We start from the raw sequence: 23436 nt of genomic DNA, 5'->3' as shown, positions 1-23436 counted from the left end.
GCGCGGCCACGCCTGCTAATTGGCTCTACCCCACAAATGATGATCAGGAGGCTGGGGTGACCGAGACGACAGTGGACGAACTGGTTGCCGAGCTGGCCACGCTCGAGGACCCGAGAGCCCGCGAGGTGAACGAAAAACACGGTGACGATCGCGGTGTGAACCTCGGCGAACTGCGTGCGCTCGCGAAGCGGTTGAAGACGCAGCAGGAACTCGCCCACCAGCTCTGGGCGACAGATGACACGGCCGCGAGACTGCTCGCGATCCTGATCTGCCGCCGGAAGAAATTCGAGCGCGATGAGCTGGATGTCATGTTGCGCCAGGCGCGCACGCCGAAGGTTCACGACTGGCTCGTGAACTATGTGGTGAAGAAGAACCCGCACTGCGAGGAGCTGCGCCTTGCCTGGTTCGCCGATCCGGATCCAGTGGTCGCGGGTGCCGGCTGGGCGCTGACCACTGAACGCGCGGCCAAAAATCCCGAGGGCCTGGACCTCGCAGGACTGCTCGACGTCATCGAGGCGGAGATGAAAGACGCCCTGGACCGTCTTCAATGGGCCATGAACCACTGCCTGGCCCAGATCGGGATCGAACACACCGAGCACCGCGCCCGCGCCATCGACATCGGTGAGCGCCTAGGGGTGCTCAAGGATTACCCGACTCCCCCGAACTGCACCTCTCCATTCGCGCCCATCTGGATCACTGAAATGGTGCACCGACAGAACGATAAGTAGGAATTGGGGCTGGAAAACAACAAAGCTGCCCCCGCACGACGTACCGTGCAGGTGTGAGATGCCAAGCAACTTGGCCAAAACTCGCGCTAGATGCCCCTTGAACTCTCGCGGTTTTGATCGCCGGCTTGCTGGCAGAATTGTCAACTTAGTTGGCACCGTTTCCATGGCTATGGTCATGAAGTCCCATGTGTGCGGACATTGCGACTTTCCTCATCAGGCCCATGTCCAAGGCGACGTCGGGCTCAGGGCACGCAAATCACTCAAGGCAACGTTGCCCATGAAGCGTCCCTCCGATGAACAGATTCATCCGGGACCTCCCGATGGTTAGGACCGGTCGGCGGCTGGACCGGCATGCCCCGGACTGAACGCCGTCCGCCGGGAATGGGCACAGTGCCGGACCTTGTCATCAGTGTCGTTTGTCCTGTTCTGCTGCAGGTCGAGCGGCGCCGAACAGGTAACGGGACCAAATGATGAACTGGGGAGCGCCAAGAATTCCCGCGAAACCGATCCCCATCTACGGAGGTTGGCCGTTGCGAAGAACGATCAGGAGTGTCCATGGCACCGAGCAGAACAGGGCCACGACCGACCACAGCATTCTCTTACGCGCTGGCTGGTGCCATACCGCCATCGCAACTACGGGGGTCACGGGCGATAGCCCCAGATCGTGAGGAGCGGTGGGCACAAGAGCAGAGCTGTACCGAAAAGAGAGCTCCGGCCGGACGCAGGGCCGACAATGACATCGGTATCCCATCGCGGCATACGGCACGGATGATGCGCTCGAGTTCGTCCAGCCTGCTTCCTGTGCTGTCGCCCTTCGCCGTAAGGTGAACTTGGGTGAATTAGGTGAATTTAGACCTCCGGGTAAGTTTGGTGAGCTTTGATCCAAGCTGCGCCCGGTGTCCTACCCGTCCCGTTATCTCCGCATCTCCGCCCCGGTTTTCTGTGACGCTGGAGTGTCTCATCAGACTGGGAGCAACTGCGCGGGTGTCTTGCCGCCCATACGGACGTCCGGAAGCTGCGCTGTTGGAACATCTGCTCACCATCAGAGCCGTCGCCAGGTTCCGTGCAGGCATGCAGGACACCGTGCCCGTGGCCGGTATCCCCGTGCCGCGGCGGATGGCCGGGTCCCTGTTCCCGCGCTCGGAGGCCAGCATTAGGTCGCGGATAGAAGCCGTCTTGGAGGGCAGGATGTTGGTGACGGCGTTCCAGCCGATCCGTGACCTCGCGAGCGGTCGAGTTGTCGGGGCCGGGGCGCTCACAAGGTTCCTGAGCGAGGGCGGCGATAGCGCGGAGGACTGGTTCGCCGATGCGAAGCATACTCAGCTTGCGGGTGATCTCGAGTTAGCGGCTTTGGAGTCTGCCCTCGCGGCCGCCGGAGAGTTGCCGGCGCACCTGTACGTGGCATCCAAATGCCCCGGAGCTCAACGAACGTGGGTGCCGCTCGCCAAAAGGTGCAGATAACTCACCCCAGGTACTCAAGTGGGGGCTGGTATACGTGCGCTCCGATGGAGGAGACCGCCAGTGTCTGACCAACACCACACGACTGGAACCCCTGAACGGATACGCCCAGCTGAAAGAGACGGCCCACGATCAATTAGCACCTTGTCGGTCATCAGTGGCGCAAAATCTTGCTTCCGGCTGTTGCCTGTGTCACAGCTTCTTGTTCAGCGTTGTTCCGGCCGCAGCGTCGCCCCAGGGAGCCCAGCTAAGCGTCATCGGGCATGTTCAATTCGTACCCAGCGGGAGAAACGAGATATTCCATCCGGTGTCCGACCCCACAGTCGTGGTGGCTCGCAAGAAGGTCAGCGACCTCGTCAAGTCCCTGTTCGCGGAGGAGGGGGATCCAGATGTGCATGGGCGGCGTGCTGCTACGGTAGGGCCTGTCGCAGGGTCCGTCCCAGAGGCCGCCTCCAGGTCCGTAGTAGAGGCCGCCCCCTCGTGAAGTGTCGAGTCCGCCGCCGTTATAGCGATCCAGCCCGCCGCCGTTGTAAGGGTCCAGTCCACCACCTTTGTAGGGGTACAGTCCTCCGTCCGGCCCATTGTAGAGTCCCCCTCCACACCCTATGTACCGGTGACGCGGCCGAGTTTTCTTGGGCATCAAATCTTCATTTCTTGTCGAGGGCGGGAAAGGTTCGTTGCCAGGCTTTGCGGTTTCTTAATTACGGTCTTGCCGTCGCGTCCGTGGCTACGAACTGCACCGCCTCCAGCCTTCTGGACAATATCCTTGCGTCGGGGCAGGGTTCAGGGTTCATGGCGGTGGCGTCCGGCGGGAACCGGGCCTTCAGCGGACGTCTGGGCTAGGGCGGCCCGTGCACGGCGAATGAAGACAATCCCGCGCCGTGCCGCGTACACGCCTGCAATGACGACCAGGAGCACGATGCCCCACGGCATCAATTGGGTGTTTCTGCGGTGCATCTTGTGTAACGTCGCGAAGACGGATGTGTGCGCTATCTGCCTTAAGTTGGGTAGGTTGTCGTCTCCGTGGATGATGGTCTTTCGGACAGCAATAACTTTGGACAGGCGTTGCCCTTCCCGAGTTTCTGCCATCTTAAAACGGACCCACCCGTTTCGCTCGTCCCACGACTGATGAAATGAATCTGCGCTCCTGGACGAAAATCGTCCATGCCGTGATTGGCCGGCGCCTAGCGGAGGAATCCGCGGCGGATGGCCTGCGCGACGGCGGAAGCCCGGTCGGAGACATCGAGTTTGTCGTAGATGTGTTGCAGGTGGGTTTTGACAGTCGCCAACGAAATGTTGAGTTCGCTGGCGATTTTCTGGCCCGAGTGTCCGTCTGCTGCTAAGCGGAGAATCTCGACTTCCCGGGAGGAAAGAACCGGCTTCTCTGGGACATCCTGGCGAGTGCGAAGTTCCCGGGCGAGTACATCCTGGGCGAAGGGGGCAATGACTGTTCCGCCGGCGCCGACCTGAAGGACAGCGTCGGTGATCTCGCCAAAGGATGCTGCTTTCTCCAGGAACCCCCGTGCCCCGTGGGCGAAGGCCCGGTAGACAGTCGCGTTGTCCATATAGGCGGTCAGCACGAGTATGTTTGTCGGGGAGTCTTCGGCGAATAACAGCTCTAGGACTTGCATGCCGTCGAGTTCAGGAAGTTTCAGGTCCATGACTGCCACATCGGGTTTCAATTCCCGAATGGCCGCCAGTGCGCTTCTGCCGTCCCCTGCGGATCCCACGACTTTGATCTGGGCCATTGCCTCCCAGTTTCGGGCCAGACCCTCCCGGTACACCGGGTGGTCGTCGGCAATGAAGACGGTGAAGATTTTCATGGCACGGCCAACGCGTTGCGGACGGTTAGGGCGAAGTGGTGGATTTCGAAGGGCTTGGTGAGGTAGTCCCGGATTCCAATGCCGCGCAGTTCTTTGATGCGGGCGGGTGTGGCATCAGCTGAGAGAACTATGACCGGGATTCGTCGTGTTCGTTCGTCCTTCTGCAGCTGCTTCACGACTTCGACCCCTGACATGTCAGCCAGGTTCACATCCAGGAGGATGAGTTGGGGAGAGATTTGCCGTGCAAGGGCGATCCCGGATCTGCCGCTCGTCGCAGAGACAAGATTAAGGTCGCCCATCCCGGTGATGATGTTCTCGACCAAGCGGATATTGGCGTAGGTATCCTCAATATGCAGAATAGTCGCTTCTGCCCCGCCGGGGATGACAACAGTTCCGATCCCGGACTCCGTCGCCGGGACTTCATCCTTCGGTTCGGGCCCGAGAGGCATCTCAACGAAGAAGGTCGATCCTTCTCCCGGAGCTGTGTGCTCGATGCCCAGCACGCCCCCCATTTCCTCGACCAGCCTTCTGGAAAGCGCGAGCCCCAAGCCCGATCCCTCGATGTCAGCGTCTTTGGCCAGACGAACGAAGGGCGTGAACAGCCGTTGAACGTCATCTTCGGACATACCAGGGCCCGTGTCCGTGATGAGGAAACGAAGGGAACCCTCTCGGAGCTCGCACCAGACACGGACAGCACCTTGCGCCCTGTTGAACTTCACGGCGTTTCCGAGCAGGTTCAGGAAGACCTGCCGGAGCCGTTGGGTATCGGCCAGAATGTAGCGGTGCAAGGCCCCGTGCAGGTCACTGGCGATTTCAATATCCTGGGCCGCCGCGAGCGGGCGGATGAGCTCGAGGGCCTGATGGATAGCTTCGATGGCTCGCACGGGGGCCGTCGCCATCCCAGGGGCGCCCGCTTCAATCCAGGTGATGTCAAGCACTTCGTTGACCAGTGAAAGCAGATGATTGCCGGCATCGAGGATGTGACCGGCGCTTTCGGCTGCTCTGGGGCTGAGCGGAAGATCCTGAAGCAACTGGGCGAAGCCGAGGATGGCATTCAGCGGGGTGCGCAATTCGTGGCTCATCCTGGAGAGGAATTCGCTCTTCGACCGGTTGGCGCGTTCTGCTTCGTGCATGGCGTCGCGAGCCGCCCTCTCGGCGCGTTTACGATCGGTAATGTCGGTGGAGATCGCCCCCAGCGCGTAAGGGCGCCCCGAATCACCGATGAGGGGGAACTTGATGGAGAGCCAGCGGCTGTCCTCATCGGGGTCGGTTCGGTCCCCCATTATCGCGAGCGGTTCTTCGACTTCAATGGAATCGCAGGTTCTGATCACCATGTTGTCGTTCTCGCGATAGACATCCGCGATCGGTCCTGCGAATAGATCGTGATCGGTGAGGCCGATGATTGATTCCGTGTTCATGCCGAAACGCCTGGCGAAATAATCGTTGACGATGATGTACCGGCCGTCAAGGTCCTTGATATACATAAGGGCGGTCGAATTGTCCAAAAGATCTTTGAGCTGCTGGATCGTCGAATGCAGGTCGCGCTCTGTGGATTCCTGGTCGGTCAGCGCCCTGAGCTGAGCGACCAGGTATTCACCCGGATCCCCAGGGCTGCTGAAGGTCCGGGCCCTGAGGCGGTAGGCACCTTGATGGTCACCCAGTTGGAGAGTGATAGTTTGAGGTTCGGAGGTCGTGGAGACGGTGGCGGCCACCATGTGGCTGAGGGCTGCCCCTGAATCCGTTGATGGAATTCCGCGGAGGAGGGCATCAAATTCCTTGTTGCCTTCAATAAACACCAGACCGCCGGCGTGCTCATTGCGGAAGATGGCAGTCGCCAGCGGCGCCGCATCGAAAGCGGCCTGTTTCAGCCGGCCGAGGGCTTCAGCGGAACTCACAGCCACAGTCTTTCACAGCGCCACGACACACCAACAGGGGCGCCGGCGCGGTCCCGTCCGCCAAGGGTGCCGGACCCGATCGTGTTCAGCCCAGATACCCGCGACACCTGTGCTTCCCGGTTAAGCCGACGCGGACCGCCCGCGCCCCCGGCCAGCGCCTTCGGAGCCCTGGCGGATGCGCAGTTCACCCACGCGGAAGGGATACTGCAGTTCCGACAGCTCCACAGTGTCGCCGACGTGCAAGGGATCTCAGCTCAGAATCGGCAACAGAACCACCGCATCCTCAGGAGGCGGATTCCTCCGGCTTCGGATATTCGGCGCTCCTCAGGGGCCTGGTTCCCTACAGAGCGAACCGACCGCCGCTGTGAACACTGTCCGTTCGCCACCCTGGCACGCAACACGCATGCATCCTACTAGGTCTTAGTCTGCGCGGCGATCCCCTACGGGCTGACGAACGAACAACGTCTCTGGAGGGCGTACCCGTGAGTTACCCACTGCGTCCCCTTCAACGATACTCAGGCTCAGGGAAGCGCAGCGGCCGGTCTGTTTGCGGTTCGGCGCCCCTGCAGAAGGGGCAGTCGAGGAAGTCGAGGGCGGAGTAGCAGGCACGACAGCCTTCATTTTTCAATTCGGGAACTGTTCGCAGTGGCAGCGGGCACTCTCTGGATGGCCCATGCCATCTGCTGTTCACTAGAGCTATCCGCTTCATTGCAAGCTTCCTGATGTTTCAGAATGTTGACTGGTTGGCCCGCCCTTCGGGCCTTCGTTTGACATAATCAATTCTTTCCCTGGGCCAAGAGGGACACATCGGCCGTTTGGAACGCCAAGAGGTTGAACTTCCCTTAGCCGAAAGGATGATGCACCGCCCATCTCATGGCCTTCAGCCGCACCAAACCGTAGCCGGACTGACGAAGGCACGTGCCGGATGAAGCAAAGGTAGGCCAGACAGAGATTTTCGAGTCCTACACTCGGCTGGGCGCGGGCCCCCTGACGGTCTTCAAAACTCGAGGGTGACCCAAGGAAAGAAGCACCGGCCACAAACGGCCCCCACCAGCCCCGAAGGGGCCAATAAAAGAAGATTTGTCCACAGTCAGAGACCCAATGTGCCTCATCCGGCCCCACAATGTCGGCAGACAATCCGCCGTTTGTAATTTGTACAACGGACCTTCACGATTATTTCACTTCCGCCAGTGACAGAGACTTACATCACAACGGAAGATTGTTCCTACCCAACACACATCCGGAGGAACTAGACGCTTCGGAAATGCAGGATCCCGAATCGAGTCTTTGTGGAAGACAACGAATACTGGGGTGTGCTGCACGTCACCAGCCTCTAGGTTCAGGCGGCCGCTTCCGCACCCGGATCCATGCCGTGACTATCCGTCTCCGTCCCGTTGCATCCCTTTCCCCGTAGGAGCATCTATGTCCGTTACACCCGATCAGGCGGCGCCGTACTCGTCGTATGTTCTTCCGCCACAGCAAAAAGTCAGACGATGGTCCCTCACGATGGCGTGGTGGGCTTTGTTCTCCGCCATGTTCTGGATTTATATTGCCGTCGCGTCCGCGGGCGCCGTTGGCGTTCCCAACACCATCGTCGGCATGGTGTTGAGCATCGCCACCTACGGCGCCATCAACATGGTGCTGACCAAGTTTGCTGCCAAGACAGGGCTCTCTGTGGAGGAATTCTCCCGAACCCTTTTCGGGCTTATTGGTTCAGCCCTCGCCACCTTGATCTTCGCCGCCACCGCCATCTACTACGCCGTCTTTGAAGGATCAATCATCGCGGTTGCCCTCGAGAGCTTCTTCGGTGGCTCGAGGATCATGTGGTACGCCATCGTGGTCGCCTACGCCATTCCGCTTGTAGCCGGTGGCGTGCAGAATTGGCTGGATAAGCTCAATGGCTTCCTCCTGCCCCTGTACCTCGCGGGCCTCGCAGCTGTTGTCATAGCGGCCACGGCCATCCGAGGCATCCCCACGGACTGGATCGGATCGGCAGCGGCCGCCTCGCCCCTGCCTGGCTGGGTTACCGCCTACCTGATCTACATGGGCGTGTGGGTCATGATGATGTACACCTTCGACTACGCCCGCCTCGGCAAGCAGCAGGATGAAAAGTTCCATGCCACCGTCAGCTTCGGCTGGGTGTTCTACGCCTTCACCTTCGGACTGAACGGGTTCGTCGGCATCTACATCATGAGTGCTTGGAACCTCCAAGCCACGGAAACCGGCGTAGTCCAAGGCTTCATATCGTCCCTTGGCTTCTTCGGACTGCTGGTCATCTTGATCTCGCAGACACGCATCAACACAGCCAACTACTACCTGGCGTCCCTGAACCTTGGCGCCTTCATGGAGCGCGCATTCAACCTCAGACTTCCCCGCTTTGTCTGGGTACTCGTCTCGGGCGCAATTGCTTTCCTGTTCATGCTGACCGACGTCCTCTCCTACCTCCTCAAGGCCTTGGCGTGGCAGGGTGTCTTCGTCACGGCATGGGTCGCCGTCGCCCTCGTCTACATCGCCATGCACCGCAACTCCCTGGGCGTACTCCCCGAAGTCCGTCCCGAGAAGCTCAGGCCAATCTCCGCGGGTGCAGTGGCGTGGCTCGTGGCCTCAGGAACCGGTATCTTCCTCACGGAGCAGACCGCTTCACCCCTGGCAGCCCAGTTCGCACCATTGATCACGGTCGCATTGGCCGGCGGCTTGTACTACGTCGCGCACCGTCTGCAGGCTCCGCCCGCCATCAGCACCGCAGATGCCGAGGTACTGGCTGCCGGCCCGCATGAGGACAAAGCCGCAGCACACCTCTAGCCCATTCCCCGCCCGCTTCGCCGGCCAGACTCCCGGCGAAGCGGGCAAACGCATTACGAACCGCGTTATCCGGAAGGCTCAAGCGAACGCGCCTTCGGCTTCACACGAGAGGTTTGAAGAGATTGAAAGAGCACGTGGATCAGCTCCTCTATTGGTGGGAGAGGCAGCAGCCTTTTGCCTTGGCCACCATAGTCGAGGTCCGTAAGTCGGCCCCCCTTCCGGTCGGCACGTCCATGGCGGTTGGTCCGGCGACTTCAGCTGTAGGGCACAAGCTGAATATGGCGGTTGGCTCGGTTTCCGGCGGCTGCGTCGAGGGTGCGGTCTACGAGGCCGCCGAAGCGATGCTGGCGGACGCTAAACTGCCGCGAATCGAGTTCTTTGGCTATTCGGATGAAACGGCCTTCGCCAACGGGCTATCCTGTGGGGGCGAACTCGAGATCTTCGTTGAGACGATCGATGCCCAAACCTTTCCGTTTTTCGGGGACGTCTGCCAAGCCCTGCGGGATGGTCAGGCGGTGGCCATCGCGACGGTGATCGACGGCCCCAGTCCGGGCCGTCACCTGGCCGTTTTCCGTGACGGTGAGTCACGCGGCAGTGTCGGAGGCGCTCACCGGGACGCGTCCATCCGTGCAACGTCCCAGGAGATGCTGGCGAACGGTCTCACCGGATGCATTATCATCAATGACGCGGATGGCTTGGCCGGGCCGGTAAGGGTTTTCGTTCAATCCTTCGTGCCACCGCCGCGCATGCTGATCTTCGGTGCCATTGATTTTGCAGGTGCCCTTTCCGACGCGGCCAAACTACTCGGCTACCGAGTGACCGTGTGCGATGCGCGCCCAACCTTCGCAACCGCCCAGCGCTTTCCCGGCGCGGACGAGGTTGTTCTCCAGTGGCCGCACCGGTACTTGCAGGAGCAGTACGACGGCGGCGAACTGGACCGCAGGACCGTCGCTTGCGTGTTGACCCACGACGTGAAATTCGACGTCCCCCTCTTAGTTGTGGCCCTTGGCCTCCCGCTTGCCTACGTTGGCGCCATGGGGTCCCGACGCACCCACGCGGAGCGGGAGAAGTTGCTCCTGGAAGCGGGCACCAACCGCCGCACCTTGGCAAAGCTTCGCTCTCCGATTGGCCTGAACCTCGGAGCCACAGGAGCGCCCGAAACAGCCGTCTCCATTCTCGCCGAGGTGATCGCGGTCAGGAACAAACGGTCCTCTGTTGCACTGTCGGCAACGGAGGAGGCAATCCACCGGCCATTGCCTGAGAATGCGCCCGAGTACATGCTCCAGAACCGACGTGTCTCCATCCCCCTCCCAGCAACAGAAGGAACCTGCCATGTCTGAACCCAGGTTTAGCGAACCCAGCGACTTCGACGAGGCCTGCAGGCTACTGCTCAGGCCGGACGACAACGTGGTGGCCCTGGCTGGCGGAACCTGGATCATGAGGTCCAGATTGCGCAAGGAATCCATCGCCGATCACATCGTCAGCCTCGGAATGATCCCCGAGCTGCAACGGGTGAACTCCACCGACGATGGATCCCTTTGGGTCGGCAGCATGGTGACCCACACCCAACTCGCCATCGCCACGGCCGGGCTGCAAGGCTTCGCCAATCTGCACACTGCGGCCGCCAAGTCCGCCAACCCGAACGTCCGAAACGTAGCGACCGTCGGCGGAAACGTCTGCTCGAACGGGTTCAGCGCAGCAGACCTCGTGCCCGCACTCCTGAGCTTAGACGCAAAAGTGTTCTTTACTGACGCGGACGGTGCACAACAGGAACCGATCGCACAGTTCATGCACCGGCCCGCAGCCAATTCCCTCCTGGTTCGGGGCCTCAAGGTTCCGGCCCAGACTGGCGTCGGCGCGCACATCCGCCTTACGCTCCGGGCTGCCGGAGACTATTCAGTGGCAATCGTCAGTGGGACGTTGAACCTCGATGACGGCGTTGTTAGCCAAGCAGCCATATCTTTGGGATCGGTCGAGGCCGTTGCCCGCCGCTGGGGAAGCCTTGAGACGGCCATCACCGGGCAGCCCCTGGACGCCCGGCAAGCCGAGGACTTCGCCAAGGATCTACTGCATGAGCTTGTCCCGAGGGAAAGCATTGGAACCCCGGCACAGTACCGGCTCGTGGTGACACCGTCTCTTGTCCGGAGATTCATCGAGGCCGTCCAAGCTGCGGCACCAACATACCGGTCGGAGGCTGTGGCGTCATGATACTCAAGGTCAGTGTCAATGACGACGACTACGTCCTGGACATCTCGCCGTCGAGGTCCTTGGCAGAAGTACTGCGCGAGGATATTGGGCTCACCGGAACGAAGCTCGCCTGCGGCGAGGGATTCTGTGGTTCGTGCACCGTCCTGCTCAACGGCACCCCGGCCGCCTCCTGCCTGGTCCCAGCAGCCGCCACAGGCGGAAGAAAAGTTGAAACAGTGGAGTCGCTGGCCCCGGACGATTCTGACCTGAGCGATCTTCAGCAGGCCTTGCTGATAGAGGACGCCGTTCAATGCGGTATGTGCTTTCCGGGCATTCTGATGACCTTGACCGCGCTGCTCAAAGAGAACCCTGCACCCACTGAGACTGCCATTCGTTCGGCACTCGTGGCCAACACATGCCGCTGCACCGGATACGAACGCATTGTTGACGCTGTTTTGGCACTAGCGAACAAGGAACAGGCATGAGCACAGCCCGGATTGGCGAAAACCTGAATCGGCGGGACGCTGAAGACAAGCTGCGGGGCCGGACGCAATTCACCATCGACCATTTTCCCCGCAGGACACTACATGCCGCCCTGAAGCGCGCGGACGTTGCAGCTGGCCGGATCACGGCGATCGACATCTCCGCCGCATTGGCGCTTAAGGGCGTGCGTGCCATCATCTTCGCCGACGATGCCCCTGGAATCGAAGGAATCGGTGTCTACGACAGGCGGCTATTCGCCTCCGATTACATCCGGTACTACGGTGAGCCGATCGCCGCCGTCGCTGCAGAATCCCTTAACATTGCACGGGAAGCCGCGGATCTGATCAAGGTTACGGTTGAGCCCCTCCAGCCGGTGGTCACCATGCGTGAGGCTTTGGAACCGGACGCCAGGCTCGTTCACCCTGCGTGGGCGAGCTATGCCCAGACCGAACCTGGAACACGCGGCAGAAACGTCGCATGGGAGGCATCGGTGGTTCGCGGAGATACGGATGCTGCCTTCGCCCGGGAGGATGTCACCGTGGTGGAAAGTTCCTTCACCGTTGGCAGGCAAAACCAGGCGTACATGGAGCCCAGGGTTTGCGTCGCCGAGTTCAAGGACGGCCGCTACACCTTGGAAACATCCACGCAGGTCCCTTGGTCTGTCAGGAAAGTCACCGCTGAGATCCTGGAAGTGCCCGAATCGGCAGTCCGTGTTACCGTGCCTGCGGTGGGCGGAGCGTTCGGCGGCAAGTTCGAAACCGCCGTTGAACCCTTCGCTGCCCTATTAGCAAAGAAAACCGGTAGGCCAGTCCGTATTGCCAATACGCGGCAAGAAGAGATGCTTACCGCCCCGGCCCGGGACAACGCCGAGATCAAGATCAGGTCCGCAATCGACCCCGATGGACGAATCGTCGGCCGCGAAGCAACAGTCCTCATGGACGCCGGAGCCTACAGCGGGGAAACCGGATTCCTGACCTCCATGACTTCGTACACCCTGGGCGGCGTCTACGAATTGGAATCCGTTCGGCTCGTCTCCCAGGCCATTTACACCAACACTCCCCCAACCGGCGCTTTCCGCTCCTGCAATGGCGCCTATAACAGCTTCGCCCTGGAGCGCCACACCCAAGAGATCTGCCGGACCATCGGCATGGACCTAATGGAGTTCAAGAAGCTCAACGTCGTCCGTGATGGGTCTCCCAGTGCTATTGGCCAGCGCAATGACGGCAACATCCTAGGACCCCTGCTGGACCGCATCGACGCCCTGAGTGCGGCAAGCGCCACGTCCCGCCGTCATACCGTGGTGGATGGGCGCCTTCCCGACGGTCGGCTGTTCGGCGAAGCCACCGTGGTGGGTGGCTGGTTCGTCTTTGTTGGTCCGTCAGCCAGCACCGTGAACCTCAACCCGGACGGCAGCGTCACCGTCATTACCTCGGGCGTGGAAATCGGCTCCGGTTCGATGATGCAGAGCATTCCGCAGATCGTCTCGCACACGCTGGGTGTCGATGTGTCCGCCGTCAACGTCCTGGCAGCCGACACCGACGCCTCAGGCTACGACGTCGGCGTCGGCGGCGGTAGAACAACCGTCTCCCTTGGTGGGGCCTCCACCGCGGCATGCGAGGAAGTGAAGAAGAAGATGCTAGCTGTCGCGGCCGACTACCTGGAGGCCGCCGTCGAGGACCTTGAATTCGTTGACGGCGCGGCCACCGTCAAGGGCGCACCGGGTATCCGGATGACGGTGGCCAAAATCGCCGCCCACGCCCAGACCACAACCGGACCCCTGTCAGGATCGGGCTCGTTCAACAAACGCGGAACGGTCCGGGCGTCCGGATGCGTCGCCGGGCACATGGTGGATGGCTTGGAAATGCCTATCTACGCGGCTCACAACTGCGAAATAGCGGTGGACCCTGACACCGGCCACATCGAAGTCCTTGCCTACAGGACCGTGCAGGACGTCGGCAAGGCCATCAACCCCAAGGCCATCAACGGCCAAATCCAAGGCGGCATCATCCAAGGCCTCGGCTATGCCATCCACGAGGAAATCACCATCGCGGACGACGGAAGAATCGAGCAGGAAGGCTTCGAAACGTACAGGCTCCCCCTGGCCACGGACTCCCTACCGGTCGAAATCGAACTGTTCGAGGACGCTCCCTCCTACGGGCCATTCGGCGTCAAGGGAGCCGGTGAGATCCCGATCATGAGCGTCGGCGCAGCCGTGGCCTGCGCACTGGCATCCGCCACCGGAAAGGATGTGCAGCAGTTGCCCCTCACGCCCCCACGCGTTCAAAGGATCCTCAGCAACACTGAAGAGCCTCTGAGTTTGGAGCACATCTCCAGCGACTGGCGGGACAACGTCCTCGCAAATGCCAGCGAACTGGAAGCCGAAGTCCTCGGCGCAGCCAACCTGAAGCTGCGATGAGTCCCATGCCACGTATCGACAGATTCGACTCCCCCGACGACGTGTCCACAGCCCTCTTGGGAAGCCACTACTTCGCAGACAGGCAACTGTCCACGGCCGTCTTCCTCGCCCAGCAATTGAACCGTCCCGTATTTCTGGAGGGCGTGCCGGGCGGCGGAAAGACCTCCCTCGCCCAGGCAACTGCGCGCGCCACCGGCCGAGAGCTCATCCGCCTGCAGTGCTTCTCGGGCATGGACGCCGCCTCAGCTCTCTACGACTGGGATTTCGCGGCACAAGTGCTGCATCTACGTTCCCTGCAGCACGGGGATGCCAGCGAATCCGTTTACGCCGAGCGGTTCCTGGCGGTCAGGCCGCTCCTGAAGTCCCTCTACAGCGAGCACAGCGTCCTGCTCATCGACGAAGTGGACCGGGCAGATGAGGAATTCGAAGCTGTCCTGCTGGAGTTCCTCGCCGACTTCGCCATCACCGTTCCCCACTTCGGGACTATCCGCGCGAAGTCCGCGCCCATGGTATTCCTCACGTCCAACCGGACAAGGGACGTGCACCCTGCCCTCAAACGCCGATGCCTCTACCATTACGTGGGGCATCCCGCACCGTCGAGGGAACTGGAAATCCTCTTGGACCGGCGGCCCGAGTGCGGGCTGAACTTGGCCGAGGACATTGTCAGATACGTCAACCACATCCGCGGCCTGGACCTCGTCCACTCGCCAGGGCTGGCAGAGTCCCTCGACTTTGCGCGCGCATTGCGCGAACTTGGCCATGAATCCCTTGCGGGCGGCAACATGGCGGATGCCCTTCCGGCCTTGATCAAGCACCCTGAGGATATGGCCGACGTCCTCGCGGCCGTGCATAGTGGTGCAGCACCTTGGGCCGACGGTGACTGACTTGAACGCGCCGGGCACACGTCCGTTTCTGCAGCTGATCGATCACTTCCGGGCGAACGGACTGGCATGTCCCACGGACCGGGTCTGCCTCTTCGCGGACGCCCTTGCCGCAACGCGCGCGTCCTCCCGCGCCGATATTGCCAACGTGGCTCGCCCTACGCTGTGTCTTTCCCGGGGGAACTCGAATTACTGGACAACGTCATGTCTGACCTTGACGCCAATGGCGAACCGTCGGACTCTTCATCGCAGCACTATGTCGCGGCGTTGCAGGACCTTGGTGCCGCATCCGACTCTGCTGAACGTTGGACCGAGGAAAGCGCAGCCAGTCTGGCTGAAGTGCGCCACAAGCCCATCCCCTCCCTCAACAAGGCCGAGCTGGCCAGGGTGCAGCAACTCATCGAACAGCTGGTTAAAAAACCCAAGACCCGGCGCATGTTCACCACCGACACGCATCACAACGAGCGCGCCGATTTGCACCGGATTGCCCGGAGCATCGTCCGATGTGAGGGCGATTTTCCCGCAATACCGCTCAAGGGCCGCCCACAGCGGCCGGTGGACCTTCACATCGCAATCGACGTATCCGGATCCATGAAAACCTACGCACCCACCCTGTTGGCGTTTGCCATCCTGCTACAACGGAACTCTCTCGGACGGGTGGCGGTCTACACCATAGGCACGCAATGCATACCTTTGGATGTGCGCTTCCAAAGGGGCGGAATCACCGCCGCGCTCGGCGCGGCCCTCGGCGAGTCCACGAACTATCAAGGCGGCACCAACCTTGGCGCGTCCTTGGGTGCGCTGGCCATCCACGCACAGCGGACGGCCTCGTCCAGACGGCAACTACTGATCTTCTCCGATGGGTGGGACGCCGGCGACCCCGGAGTCCTGAGCCGGGCTATGGCAAGGCTTCGTGGCCTGCACCGGACTATTGTCTGGGCGAATCCCCACTCCGCAGTCCCCGGCTTCCAACCCGTCCAAAAGGGCATGGCCACGGCGCTCCCCCTCATCAACCACCTGGTGTCGGGGCATTCGTTGGCGGCCTTGGAGCAGGTCTTCGCACTGTTGACCGACTCAGCAACTACCTTAGGTCCAAGAGCAGTCTTCGACATCCGGAGTGAGCGCCCGTTCTCGCCCAGATTCGCTGGAGGATTTGCTTCCACGGGCACCCAAGATATGTGGACCATGCCATTTGTTCACCGGCTGCAGCGCTTGGGCACACAATCTGCCGACGACATTGTCGTCGAGAGCGGAAGGTAGTGGCTCAACTCGGGCTCACAAGTGTCAAATGCGCCGTTTCAAGCTGGATTTCATGGTGCAGAGCGTGCCCGTGGCTCCAAACGTCCCGATCGAGGAGTACCAGGGCGACTCCGAGCTGAGCTTCGCATCCCTTATCCGGCATACTCCCGAGGAGCAGCTCAATACAGGCAAGACCCATATCGGAACTCCCTTCCAAGCGTTTAACTACGCATTGCTGTGGGCTGCGAGCCGGGCACCAACACACGAAGCCCGCGGCATTTCAGTTAGGCCGGGCCCAGAGCAGCAATGTCATTGTGGTATGCAAGATAAAGGTTGGTAACCACCCGCGCATTTGAGAGCGGGCCGCCTATCAAGCTTTCAACCTTTTTCAGGCGGTAGCGAACAGTGTTTGGATGAACGAATAGGTCACCGGCAACCCTGGCCACATCAAAGCCATCTGCCAGATACCTTATGAGTGTTTCTTTGAGTTCAACATCGACGTCTATAGCTTTGACGAACGCTTGCAGCTTGCCCCTGTCCTTTGAGGACAGCCTTCGCGCGAGGAGCCACGTTGCTGGATCCACCTCATCCAATCGCACAATGCCTGCGGACAATCCGCGCTCTGAGCGGCCCGCGGCCTGCACCTGTCGACGAGCAATTCCAGCAGCTGCATCTGCCTCGCGGAAAGCCTCGGGCGTGGACACAAGATCCGTATAGGGCTCTGAGAGGCCGACAAACACAGACCCGTCCACAAGTTCCAGCCAGGGATCCAGTGCGGGAGAGTCGGAGACGACAGCGTGGAAACCAGGTGGGCTCTCAGGTGTCCGTCCATTCTCGGCCAACAGCAATCCGAGCCCACTGGTCTCTGCCCGGCGCTGCAGCAGTTCGGGAAAAGCGGGGTCCAGCGATTCGTCGCCCTGGTTCGCTGCGACTATGGCGCGGATAGGCTCGTAGGGGGTGAACCGGAAAGCGCGCATGCGTTCCCAATGCCTGAACTCGCGGGCGACTGGGACACCATCCTGCAGCATGGTCAGCAGCTGCATGCTTTCGTGGCGTGCCCGGGTATCCGAGAACTGGGCGATCCCCTGGATTGCTGCGAGGAGTCGCTGGGTGGTTTCTAGCAGCAGGTCCCCCAGGTCGTTCAGTACCCTGTGGTTCATGCTTGCCACGGCGAGTGTGTAGGCAACACCCTTAAGAACGGTGGGGCGTGCCATGGCTGCCCAGCGGCCGATTTCGATGGCATCGGAATCGTTCTTGCCGTGGCGGATCTCTTTCCACATCAAGTGTGTGGGCCCGTCCCCGGATGATTCAACGATGTTCCCGGACTCGTCGTAGAGCACGGCGGTGCCGCGGCAGGCCGTAGCAAGCCTGGCTATGAGCGATTTGATTGGGTCTGCCGCGGAAATGCTCTGCATCAGGTCGTTGCTCAACCACAGGGCGCGCTTTTGCACGTAGGCGTCAGGAGCGACCTGGGATTGGTTGATGAAGTTTTCTACGCGATAGAAGGGGACGTCCTTCGCCACCGTGTACAGCGGAAAATTGGCCTGCTTACATGCCGCGACCAGTTGCGCGGGCACGTGGTCAAAATAGACACCGACGCCGAAGAAAACGGCCGCCACTCGGGCTTCCCGCAGTTCGTCGACCAGCTTCAGGGCAAGTAGTTGTTCCCGCTCCGCGTTCACGAACCTCAAACCAGTGGTGAGCAGGATGCTGTTCGGTTCGAGCCATTCGGCCGGGTTGTGGATGTCGCTCGTGTGGGCACCAGTGATCACCGCTCCTGGGTTCCCCGGAACTATCGGTGACAGTCCGAGATGCGCTTCATTGACGACGTCGTGCAGTGTGACGGGTGGCTTGTCAGGCATCAAGCCTCCTAGGCGAAATGGCGGAATATCGGTTCAGGAACTAGCTTGTAATTTCTACAACGGGCCTTCCCGATTATTTTACTTCCGCCAGTGACAGAGACTTACATCACAGCGGAGGATTGTTCCTACTGACCACCCCACCTGGAGGAACTAGATGTCCAATGTAAGAGTCGCCGTCGACGTGGGCGGCACATTTACAGACGTTTGCATTTTTGACGAAGATTCACAGCGCATGCGCGTCACCAAGGTGCCGTCCACGCCTGCAGATCCCATGCTGGCGATCCTGAGCGGGGTGAAACGCGCCGAGATCAACCTCAAGGACGTCTCGCTCTTCTCACACGGCACCACTGTGGCCACGAATGCCCTTATCACCCGAAATTTTCCTGCTGCAGCGATGGTCACCACCAAGGGCTTCCGGGATGTCATCGAGATCCGGGACGGAACCAAAGACGATCTTTGGGATGCTTACAACGACGTAACAGGCCCCTACATCCGCCGCCGCGACCGCTTCGAAGTCACCGAACGCGTGGACTACGCCGGAAACATCGTCACCCCACTGGATGAAGCCGAGGCGCGCCGGCTGGCAGCCGTGCTGCGCAAGCGCGGCGTCGCAACAATCGCAGTCTGCTTCATCAACTCCTATGCCAACCCGGAACACGAAATACGCATGCGCAAGATCCTGGAGGAGGAGCTCCCGGACGCCACGGTGTCCGCGTCCGCCGAGATCCTGCCCGAGATCTTCGAGCACGACCGCTTCAACACCGCGGTTTCCAACGCGGTCCTGGGCCCACTCGTGTCTGGTTACGTGAACCGCCTTGCGGACGAGCTCAAGGACGGAGGGTACGACGGCGACCTGCTGCTTCTGCATTCGGGCGGCGGTTCCATGACGCCCCGCATGGTCAAGCGCTATCCGGTCCGACTGGCAGCGTCCGGTATCGCTGCGGGAGCCATCGCGGCGAAGCACATCGCACAGCAGTGTGGCTACGAGAATGCCGTTGGCCTCGACATGGGCGGCACCTCAACCGACATTGCACTGGTATCCGACGGCGAGCTTCGAATCACCAAGGAATGGCAGGTTGAATACGGTCACCCGATCGTGTTCCCCAGCATCGAAGTCCTGACCATCGGCGCCGGCGGTGGCTCCATCGCCCACATCGACATCGCTGGCTCGCTGCGCAACGGACCACAGTCGGCCGGCGCGGATCCCGGTCCCGCTTGTTACGACATGGGCGGCACGCAACCCACCAACTGTGACGCCAACGTTGTCCTGAACCGGCTCGGTTCTTCTCTGGCCGGCGGCGCCAAGACGCTGGACCGGGGACTGTCCGAAGCCGCAATCAAGCAGGTCATCGCGGAGCCTTTGGGGATGACCCAGGAAGAGGCCGCCCACGCGATCCTTCAGGTCGCAAACGCCAACATGGCCGACGCCGTTCGCCTTATTTCCATTCGGCGAGGATACGACCCTCGGGACTTTGCACTCATCGCCTTCGGCGGCGCAGGTGCACTGCACGGCGCTGAAGTTGCCAAGGAACTCAACATTCCCACCGTCGTCGTGCCGCCGAACCCCGGCGTGACGTCAGCCATGGGATGCCTCTTGGTTGACATCCGCCACGATTTGTCCTCGATGTACACAGGCTTGGCTGCGGATGCCGACCCCGAGGACCTGGACAAGCACTTCACGACACTCGAATCTGAGGCATCGGCGCGGCTTCGGCACGAAGGCGTTTCCGAGGAGAACTCCGTACTCCAACGCGTCATCTCCATGCGCTACCAAGGACAATGGCGTTCCCTCGCCGTGAATATCGGCGCTGGGGATGGTGCTCTTGAGGAAGCCATCCAGAGATTCCATCAGCAACACGAGCGCGAGTTTGCGTTCCGCCAGGACGACCAGCCTGTGGAGATCTACCAGCTGCAGCTGTCGGCCATCGGCAAGACCCCCAAGCCGGTATTCCTACCGGCAAGAGAGCGGGTGTCGGAGCCGGGCGAACCGGAGTCCGTCCGTCCTGTCTACTTCGGTGAGGACGGTTGGCTGGAGACTCCTGTCTATGACCGCACCAAGCTCGGCGCGGGGGCCACGTTCGCAGGCCCGGCCATCATCGACCAGCTGGACTCAACCACGGTTGTTCCACCGCGTACCACGGCGGAGATCGACGATTGGCTCAACATCCGAATCCACCTCACCGAATTCAAAGAGCAGCAGGAAGGCTGATCCCATGACCGATGTAGCCACAATCCCCGATCTGCACGCAGCACATTCCGGTGTCCGTAAGGCCTCAGGCCTGGACCCGGTGACATTCGAGGTGTTAAAGAACGCCTTTGTGACCAGTGTTGACCTGATGAGTGAGCAGATCCTAAGAACTTGCTACTCCTTCGTCATCTATTCCCGCGACTTCTCTTCAGCCCTCTGCGATGCCCAAGGAAACACAGTCATGCAGGGAAGCGCGGACATAGCGGTCCACGTTGGTACCCTGCACTTCCAGTGCAAGGCCATCATCGAAGAGTTCGGACAGGACATCCACCCCGGCGATGTCTTTGCCATCAATGACCCTTACAGGGGCGGCACGCATTTCAACGACGTCAGCTTCATCCGCCCGATCTTCGCTAACGGGGAAGTCATAGCATACGCCCAAAACAAGGGCCACTGGGCGGACATCGGAGGCAACGTTCCCGGGTCCTTTGACGTAAACGCCAAGGAGCACTTCGGCGAAGGCCTGCGCATTACTCCGGTCAGGATTTGGAGCAAGGGCACGTTCCTTCATGACGTCGCACAGTTACTTGTGTCCAACACCAGGGCTCCGCGGCAAGCTATGGGTGATCTCCATGCCCAGTCCGAGGCCACTGCTGTGTGCGAGCGGGAAATCCTCCGTCTGGTGGACAAGTACTCAAAGCAGACGGTTGTAGCCGCGATGCAGGAGACGCAGGATTACGTGGAAAGAATCGTTCGACGCCGGCTGGCGGACCTTCCGCACGGCCAGTGGGAGACCACCGACTACATTGACTTCGATCCGGGCAAGGGCGAGGGCCTGGTCCCTATCAAGATCAAGCTGACCCTTGACGGCAAGGGCATCCACTACGATTTGACGGGCTCGGCCCCTGCCGTAGAGACCTTTCTCAATTCCGGCTATGGGACGACGCACTCCGCCATCTACGCAGGCACCAAGACATTTTTTCCGGACGTTCCGCTGAACTCAGGCTTCTATGCCGCAGTCGAAGCGATCATCGGCCCAGAGGGAACTGTTGTTAATGCGGGCTGGCCGTATGCCGTGACAGGCTTCTGCTCCGGCCCCTACGAAAAACTGATGAACGGGATCTTCGAACTCTGGTCCAGCATCATGCCTGAACGAGCCATGGCCTGCGCCTTCAACCTCGAGTATCTACTGGTCGGGGGCCGGGATGGTCGCACAGCCGACAACCCCTACTTCATGTGGTACGACTGGATGGCCGGCGGCTGGGGCGGACGCGCCAGCAAAGACGGCTCGAGTGCCACCGCACCGGTCTTCGGCCCTGGCCTCGCCGTCCAACCGGTAGAAGGCCAGGAACGGCTTTCACCAGTCCTCACTACAGTCCACCAGATTGGAACGGACTCCGGTGGCCCGGGCAGGTTCCGCGGCGGCCTCGGCATCGAGAAGGGCGGCATCCTGGTAGATGCCACCAAAACCGTGATGAGCTACTGCTGCGACCGGGCGCGGTCCATCACCTGGGGCATCGAGGGTGGATTGCCCTCCATTCCACATGGCGTGTGGATGAACAAGGGCACGGAACAGGAGAGGTTCCTCGGTTCCAACTTCTCTGCTGTGCCCCTCATGTCCGGAGACTCTTTCACCAGACCGTCCGCGGGCGGCGGCGGATACGGCGATCCACTGGAGCGACCCTTTGATGAGGTCCTCGACGACGTCATTGATGACTACGTCTCGATTGAACGAGCAGCCAAGGACTACGGAGTGGTCGTTCGCGAGATCGACAAGGACCTGGATCTGTTCGAGGTAGACGAGGCTGAAAGCAAGAGCCTCCGCGAGCATATCCGGTCCGAAAGGCACGGCTGGCTAGCGGCCGATCCTGTACTGATCGCCCAGCTGTACCGGGCAGGCGAACTGGATCTGCTGGACGTCATTCGGCGCCACGGAGTCATTCTGGACTGGGGTTCCGGGGAACTGTTCACCGAAACAACCTCACAGTTCCGGGCAAGCATGCTGAGGCGCTCTGCCTCAAACTGGGGCTGACACCCCGAATGCCCGATCCAGCGGAATCGCCCGGCACCGAAAGGTGCCGGGCGATTCCGTCGTCACGTTCCGGTGGTCGAAGCGAGTACTCAGCATGAAACCACAACAGGTGAAAACGGAGTAGTGGCCATCTGGGCGGTCTTCGATCCTGCACAATTCGGCCCTTCGACGGGCGCCCCGCTATGGATTTGCGTCTCACCGTCACAGATAGAATCCATCGGCCGTGCTTTGAGTGCCGACCGAAATCCTCAAGGGCCCCACTTCCTTCAAGACCACGCTGATCCTTCAGATACTGAAGCAGAGCGCTCAATGCCTCCCTAGAGCGGATGCCGCTCGGGCCCGGGATGAAGAAAGTGGTGGTCGCCCGGGGGCAGCCGCGGAGTACATGACGGACCACAGTTCCTCGATCCGCCGCGAGCCGATCGGGGTCGTCGGCCAGGTGGCCCCCTGGAACTACCCGCTCATGATGGCCGCCTGGAAGGTGATCCCGGCCCTCGCCGCTGGCAACACCGTTGTCCTTAAACCCTCTGATTCAACCCCCGCTTCCACTTTGCTGCTGGCCGAAGTCGCCAGTGAATTCCTAACGGCGGGTCCTTCAACGTGGTGCTTGGCGACGGGGAAACCGGCCACGCCCTGGTGGCAGACAAGACCCCGGAAATGGTCTCCATCACCGGATCAGTCCGGGCCGGAATGGAAGTGGCCGGCTCGGCTGCCGCCGATCTCAAGCGCATGCATCTCGAATTGGGCGGCAAGGCCCCCGCGATCGTCTTCGCCGATGCTGACATTGCCACAGCTACTGCCGGCATCGTCCCTGCATCCTTCTACAACGCAGGTCAGGACTGCAACGCCGCAACGCGCCTTCTCGTGCACGAGAGCATCCACGACGAATTCGTGAAGGCCTTTACCGAGGAAGTGATCGAGAACGCCAAGACCGGGTCTCCCGACGAAGAGGGCATTCTCTTTGATGCGCTCAGCAGTGCCGAGCACTTGGAAGGAGTCTCCGGTTTTCTGGAGCGTCTGCCGGAATACGCCACCGTGGCGGCAGGCGGAAGAGACACGGAACAGTGGGATATTTCCGCGAAGCTACGGTTGTCACCGGTCTGAAGCAGGATGACGAGTTGATCCAGAACGAACTCTTCAGTCCCATCGTCACCATCCAGAAGTTCTCCACGGACGCCGAGGCCCTGGCTATGGCCGCCAACGACGTCGAATACGGACTGGCTTCCTCGGTCTCGACCAAGGACCACACCCGCGCCATGCAGTTCGCCAAGCGCCTGGACTTCGGCTGCGTCTGGATCAACACCCACATCCCGCTCGTGGCCGAGATGCCGCACGGCGGCTTCAAACACTCCGGATACGGCAAGGACCTGTCCATGTACGGGCTGGAAGACTACACCTGTATCAAGCACGTCATGAGCTACATCGGGCCGGCCCAACCGTGA

The 23436-nt window shown here is 61.0% G+C and carries 16 protein-coding genes and 1 pseudogene; 12 read left to right on the top strand and 5 right to left on the bottom strand.

Translation table 11 applies throughout. From position 1 onward, the window contains the following. Nucleotides 1–56: 56 nt before the first annotated feature. Nucleotides 57–728, top strand: a complete 672-nt coding sequence (locus tag ABD742_RS08690) for a DNA alkylation repair protein (RefSeq protein ID WP_234749649.1) — start codon at nt 57–59, stop codon at nt 726–728. Nucleotides 729–1751: 1023 nt separating this feature from the next. Further along, a complete protein-coding gene (locus ABD742_RS08685; RefSeq protein ID WP_234749651.1) occupies nt 1752–2189 on the top strand; it encodes an EAL domain-containing protein in 438 nt (145 codons plus the stop codon). 244 nt (nt 2190–2433) lie between these two features. Here the strand turns inward: ABD742_RS08685 and ABD742_RS08680 are convergent, their stop codons facing one another. The 4 genes from ABD742_RS08680 to ABD742_RS08665 all read right to left on the bottom strand — a co-directional run bounded on the left by ABD742_RS08680 (nt 2434) and on the right by ABD742_RS08665 (nt 5904). After that, a complete protein-coding gene (locus tag ABD742_RS08680; protein WP_344787678.1) occupies nt 2434–2826 on the bottom strand; it encodes a hypothetical protein in 393 nt (130 codons plus the stop codon). A gap of 143 nt (nt 2827–2969) precedes the next feature. Beyond that, a complete protein-coding gene (locus ABD742_RS08675) occupies nt 2970–3143 on the bottom strand; it encodes a hypothetical protein (RefSeq protein WP_234749653.1) in 174 nt (57 codons plus the stop codon). 227 nt (nt 3144–3370) lie between these two features. Then, nucleotides 3371–4009 (bottom strand): response regulator, encoded by a 639-nt coding sequence (locus ABD742_RS08670; protein WP_234749655.1) that lies wholly within the window; start codon nt 4007–4009, stop codon nt 3371–3373. Continuing rightward, nucleotides 4006–5904: a hybrid sensor histidine kinase/response regulator gene (locus tag ABD742_RS08665; RefSeq protein WP_234749657.1), complete on the bottom strand. Its 1899-nt coding sequence runs from the start codon at nt 5902–5904 to the stop codon at nt 4006–4008. Before ABD742_RS08665 ends, ABD742_RS08670 begins: the two co-directional genes overlap by 4 nt. A 1422-nt stretch (nt 5905–7326) precedes the next feature. On the opposite strand from ABD742_RS08665, the gene ABD742_RS08660 reads away from it, so the two are divergent. The 7 genes from ABD742_RS08660 to ABD742_RS08630 all read left to right on the top strand — a co-directional run bounded on the left by ABD742_RS08660 (nt 7327) and on the right by ABD742_RS08630 (nt 15933). Further along, nucleotides 7327–8706 (top strand): purine-cytosine permease family protein, encoded by a 1380-nt coding sequence (locus ABD742_RS08660; protein WP_234749659.1) that lies wholly within the window; start codon nt 7327–7329, stop codon nt 8704–8706. A gap of 134 nt (nt 8707–8840) precedes the next feature. Continuing rightward, a complete protein-coding gene (locus ABD742_RS08655; protein WP_234749661.1) occupies nt 8841–10046 on the top strand; it encodes an XdhC family protein in 1206 nt (401 codons plus the stop codon). Continuing rightward, nucleotides 10039–10914 carry an FAD binding domain-containing protein gene (locus ABD742_RS08650; protein ID WP_234749663.1) on the top strand — a complete coding sequence of 292 codons (876 nt, stop codon included), beginning with the start codon at nt 10039–10041 and terminating at the stop codon, nt 10912–10914. The genes ABD742_RS08655 and ABD742_RS08650 overlap by 8 nt, the downstream gene beginning before the upstream one ends. Then, complete coding sequence (locus ABD742_RS08645; protein ID WP_234749665.1) at nt 10911–11378, top strand: (2Fe-2S)-binding protein; 468 nt, start codon at nt 10911–10913, stop codon at nt 11376–11378. The genes ABD742_RS08650 and ABD742_RS08645 overlap by 4 nt, the downstream gene beginning before the upstream one ends. Next, on the top strand, nt 11375–13792 hold the full coding sequence (locus ABD742_RS08640) for a xanthine dehydrogenase family protein molybdopterin-binding subunit (RefSeq protein WP_234749667.1): 2418 nt from the start codon (nt 11375–11377) through the stop codon (nt 13790–13792). Before ABD742_RS08645 ends, ABD742_RS08640 begins: the two co-directional genes overlap by 4 nt. Before the next feature lie 5 nt (nt 13793–13797). Further along, nucleotides 13798–14676, top strand: coding sequence for an AAA family ATPase (locus ABD742_RS08635; protein WP_234749669.1), 879 nt, complete (start codon nt 13798–13800; stop codon nt 14674–14676). A 201-nt stretch (nt 14677–14877) separates the two neighbouring features. Then, nucleotides 14878–15933 carry a VWA domain-containing protein gene (locus ABD742_RS08630; protein ID WP_344787674.1) on the top strand — a complete coding sequence of 352 codons (1056 nt, stop codon included), beginning with the start codon at nt 14878–14880 and terminating at the stop codon, nt 15931–15933. 263 nt (nt 15934–16196) lie between these two features. On the opposite strand, the gene ABD742_RS08625 is transcribed toward ABD742_RS08630, so the two are convergent. After that, nucleotides 16197–17774 (bottom strand): helix-turn-helix domain-containing protein, encoded by a 1578-nt coding sequence (locus ABD742_RS08625; protein ID WP_234749673.1) that lies wholly within the window; start codon nt 17772–17774, stop codon nt 16197–16199. 154 nt (nt 17775–17928) lie between these two features. On the opposite strand from ABD742_RS08625, the gene ABD742_RS08620 reads away from it, so the two are divergent. From ABD742_RS08620 to ABD742_RS08610, 3 genes and pseudogenes are all read left to right on the top strand, one after another. Further along, nucleotides 17929–19983, top strand: coding sequence for a hydantoinase/oxoprolinase family protein (locus ABD742_RS08620; protein ID WP_234749675.1), 2055 nt, complete (start codon nt 17929–17931; stop codon nt 19981–19983). A 4-nt stretch (nt 19984–19987) separates the two neighbouring features. Beyond that, on the top strand, nt 19988–21994 hold the full coding sequence (locus ABD742_RS08615; protein WP_234749677.1) for a hydantoinase B/oxoprolinase family protein: 2007 nt from the start codon (nt 19988–19990) through the stop codon (nt 21992–21994). A 370-nt stretch (nt 21995–22364) separates the two neighbouring features. Next, nucleotides 22365–23436: pseudogene (locus ABD742_RS08610) on the top strand (aldehyde dehydrogenase family protein); the annotation flags it as partial.

It is taken from the genome of Arthrobacter ramosus, from assembly GCF_039535095.1.
Classification (GTDB): Bacteria; Actinomycetota; Actinomycetes; order Actinomycetales; family Micrococcaceae; genus Arthrobacter; species Arthrobacter ramosus.
Note: the sequence above shows the minus strand (reverse complement) of the source record. Positions and strands in the feature narration are given on the sequence as shown.

Coding starts and splice junctions, on each gene's coding strand:
- ABD742_RS08650 (WP_234749663.1), top strand. CDS start 10,039: ATGTCTGAACCCAGGTTTAGCGAACCCAGCGACTTCGACGAGGCCTGC.
- ABD742_RS08645 (WP_234749665.1), top strand. CDS start 10,911: ATGATACTCAAGGTCAGTGTCAATGACGACGACTACGTCCTGGACATC.
- ABD742_RS08670 (WP_234749655.1), bottom strand. CDS start 4,009: ATGAAAATCTTCACCGTCTTCATTGCCGACGACCACCCGGTGTACCGG.
- ABD742_RS08635 (WP_234749669.1), top strand. CDS start 13,798: ATGCCACGTATCGACAGATTCGACTCCCCCGACGACGTGTCCACAGCC.
- ABD742_RS08615 (WP_234749677.1), top strand. CDS start 19,988: ATGACCGATGTAGCCACAATCCCCGATCTGCACGCAGCACATTCCGGT.
- ABD742_RS08630 (WP_344787674.1), top strand. CDS start 14,878: ATGTCTGACCTTGACGCCAATGGCGAACCGTCGGACTCTTCATCGCAG.
- ABD742_RS08660 (WP_234749659.1), top strand. CDS start 7,327: ATGTCCGTTACACCCGATCAGGCGGCGCCGTACTCGTCGTATGTTCTT.
- ABD742_RS08625 (WP_234749673.1), bottom strand. CDS start 17,774: ATGCCTGACAAGCCACCCGTCACACTGCACGACGTCGTCAATGAAGCG.
- ABD742_RS08675 (WP_234749653.1), bottom strand. CDS start 3,143: ATGCACCGCAGAAACACCCAATTGATGCCGTGGGGCATCGTGCTCCTG.
- ABD742_RS08640 (WP_234749667.1), top strand. CDS start 11,375: ATGAGCACAGCCCGGATTGGCGAAAACCTGAATCGGCGGGACGCTGAA.
- ABD742_RS08680 (WP_344787678.1), bottom strand. CDS start 2,826: ATGCCCAAGAAAACTCGGCCGCGTCACCGGTACATAGGGTGTGGAGGG.
- ABD742_RS08620 (WP_234749675.1), top strand. CDS start 17,929: ATGTCCAATGTAAGAGTCGCCGTCGACGTGGGCGGCACATTTACAGAC.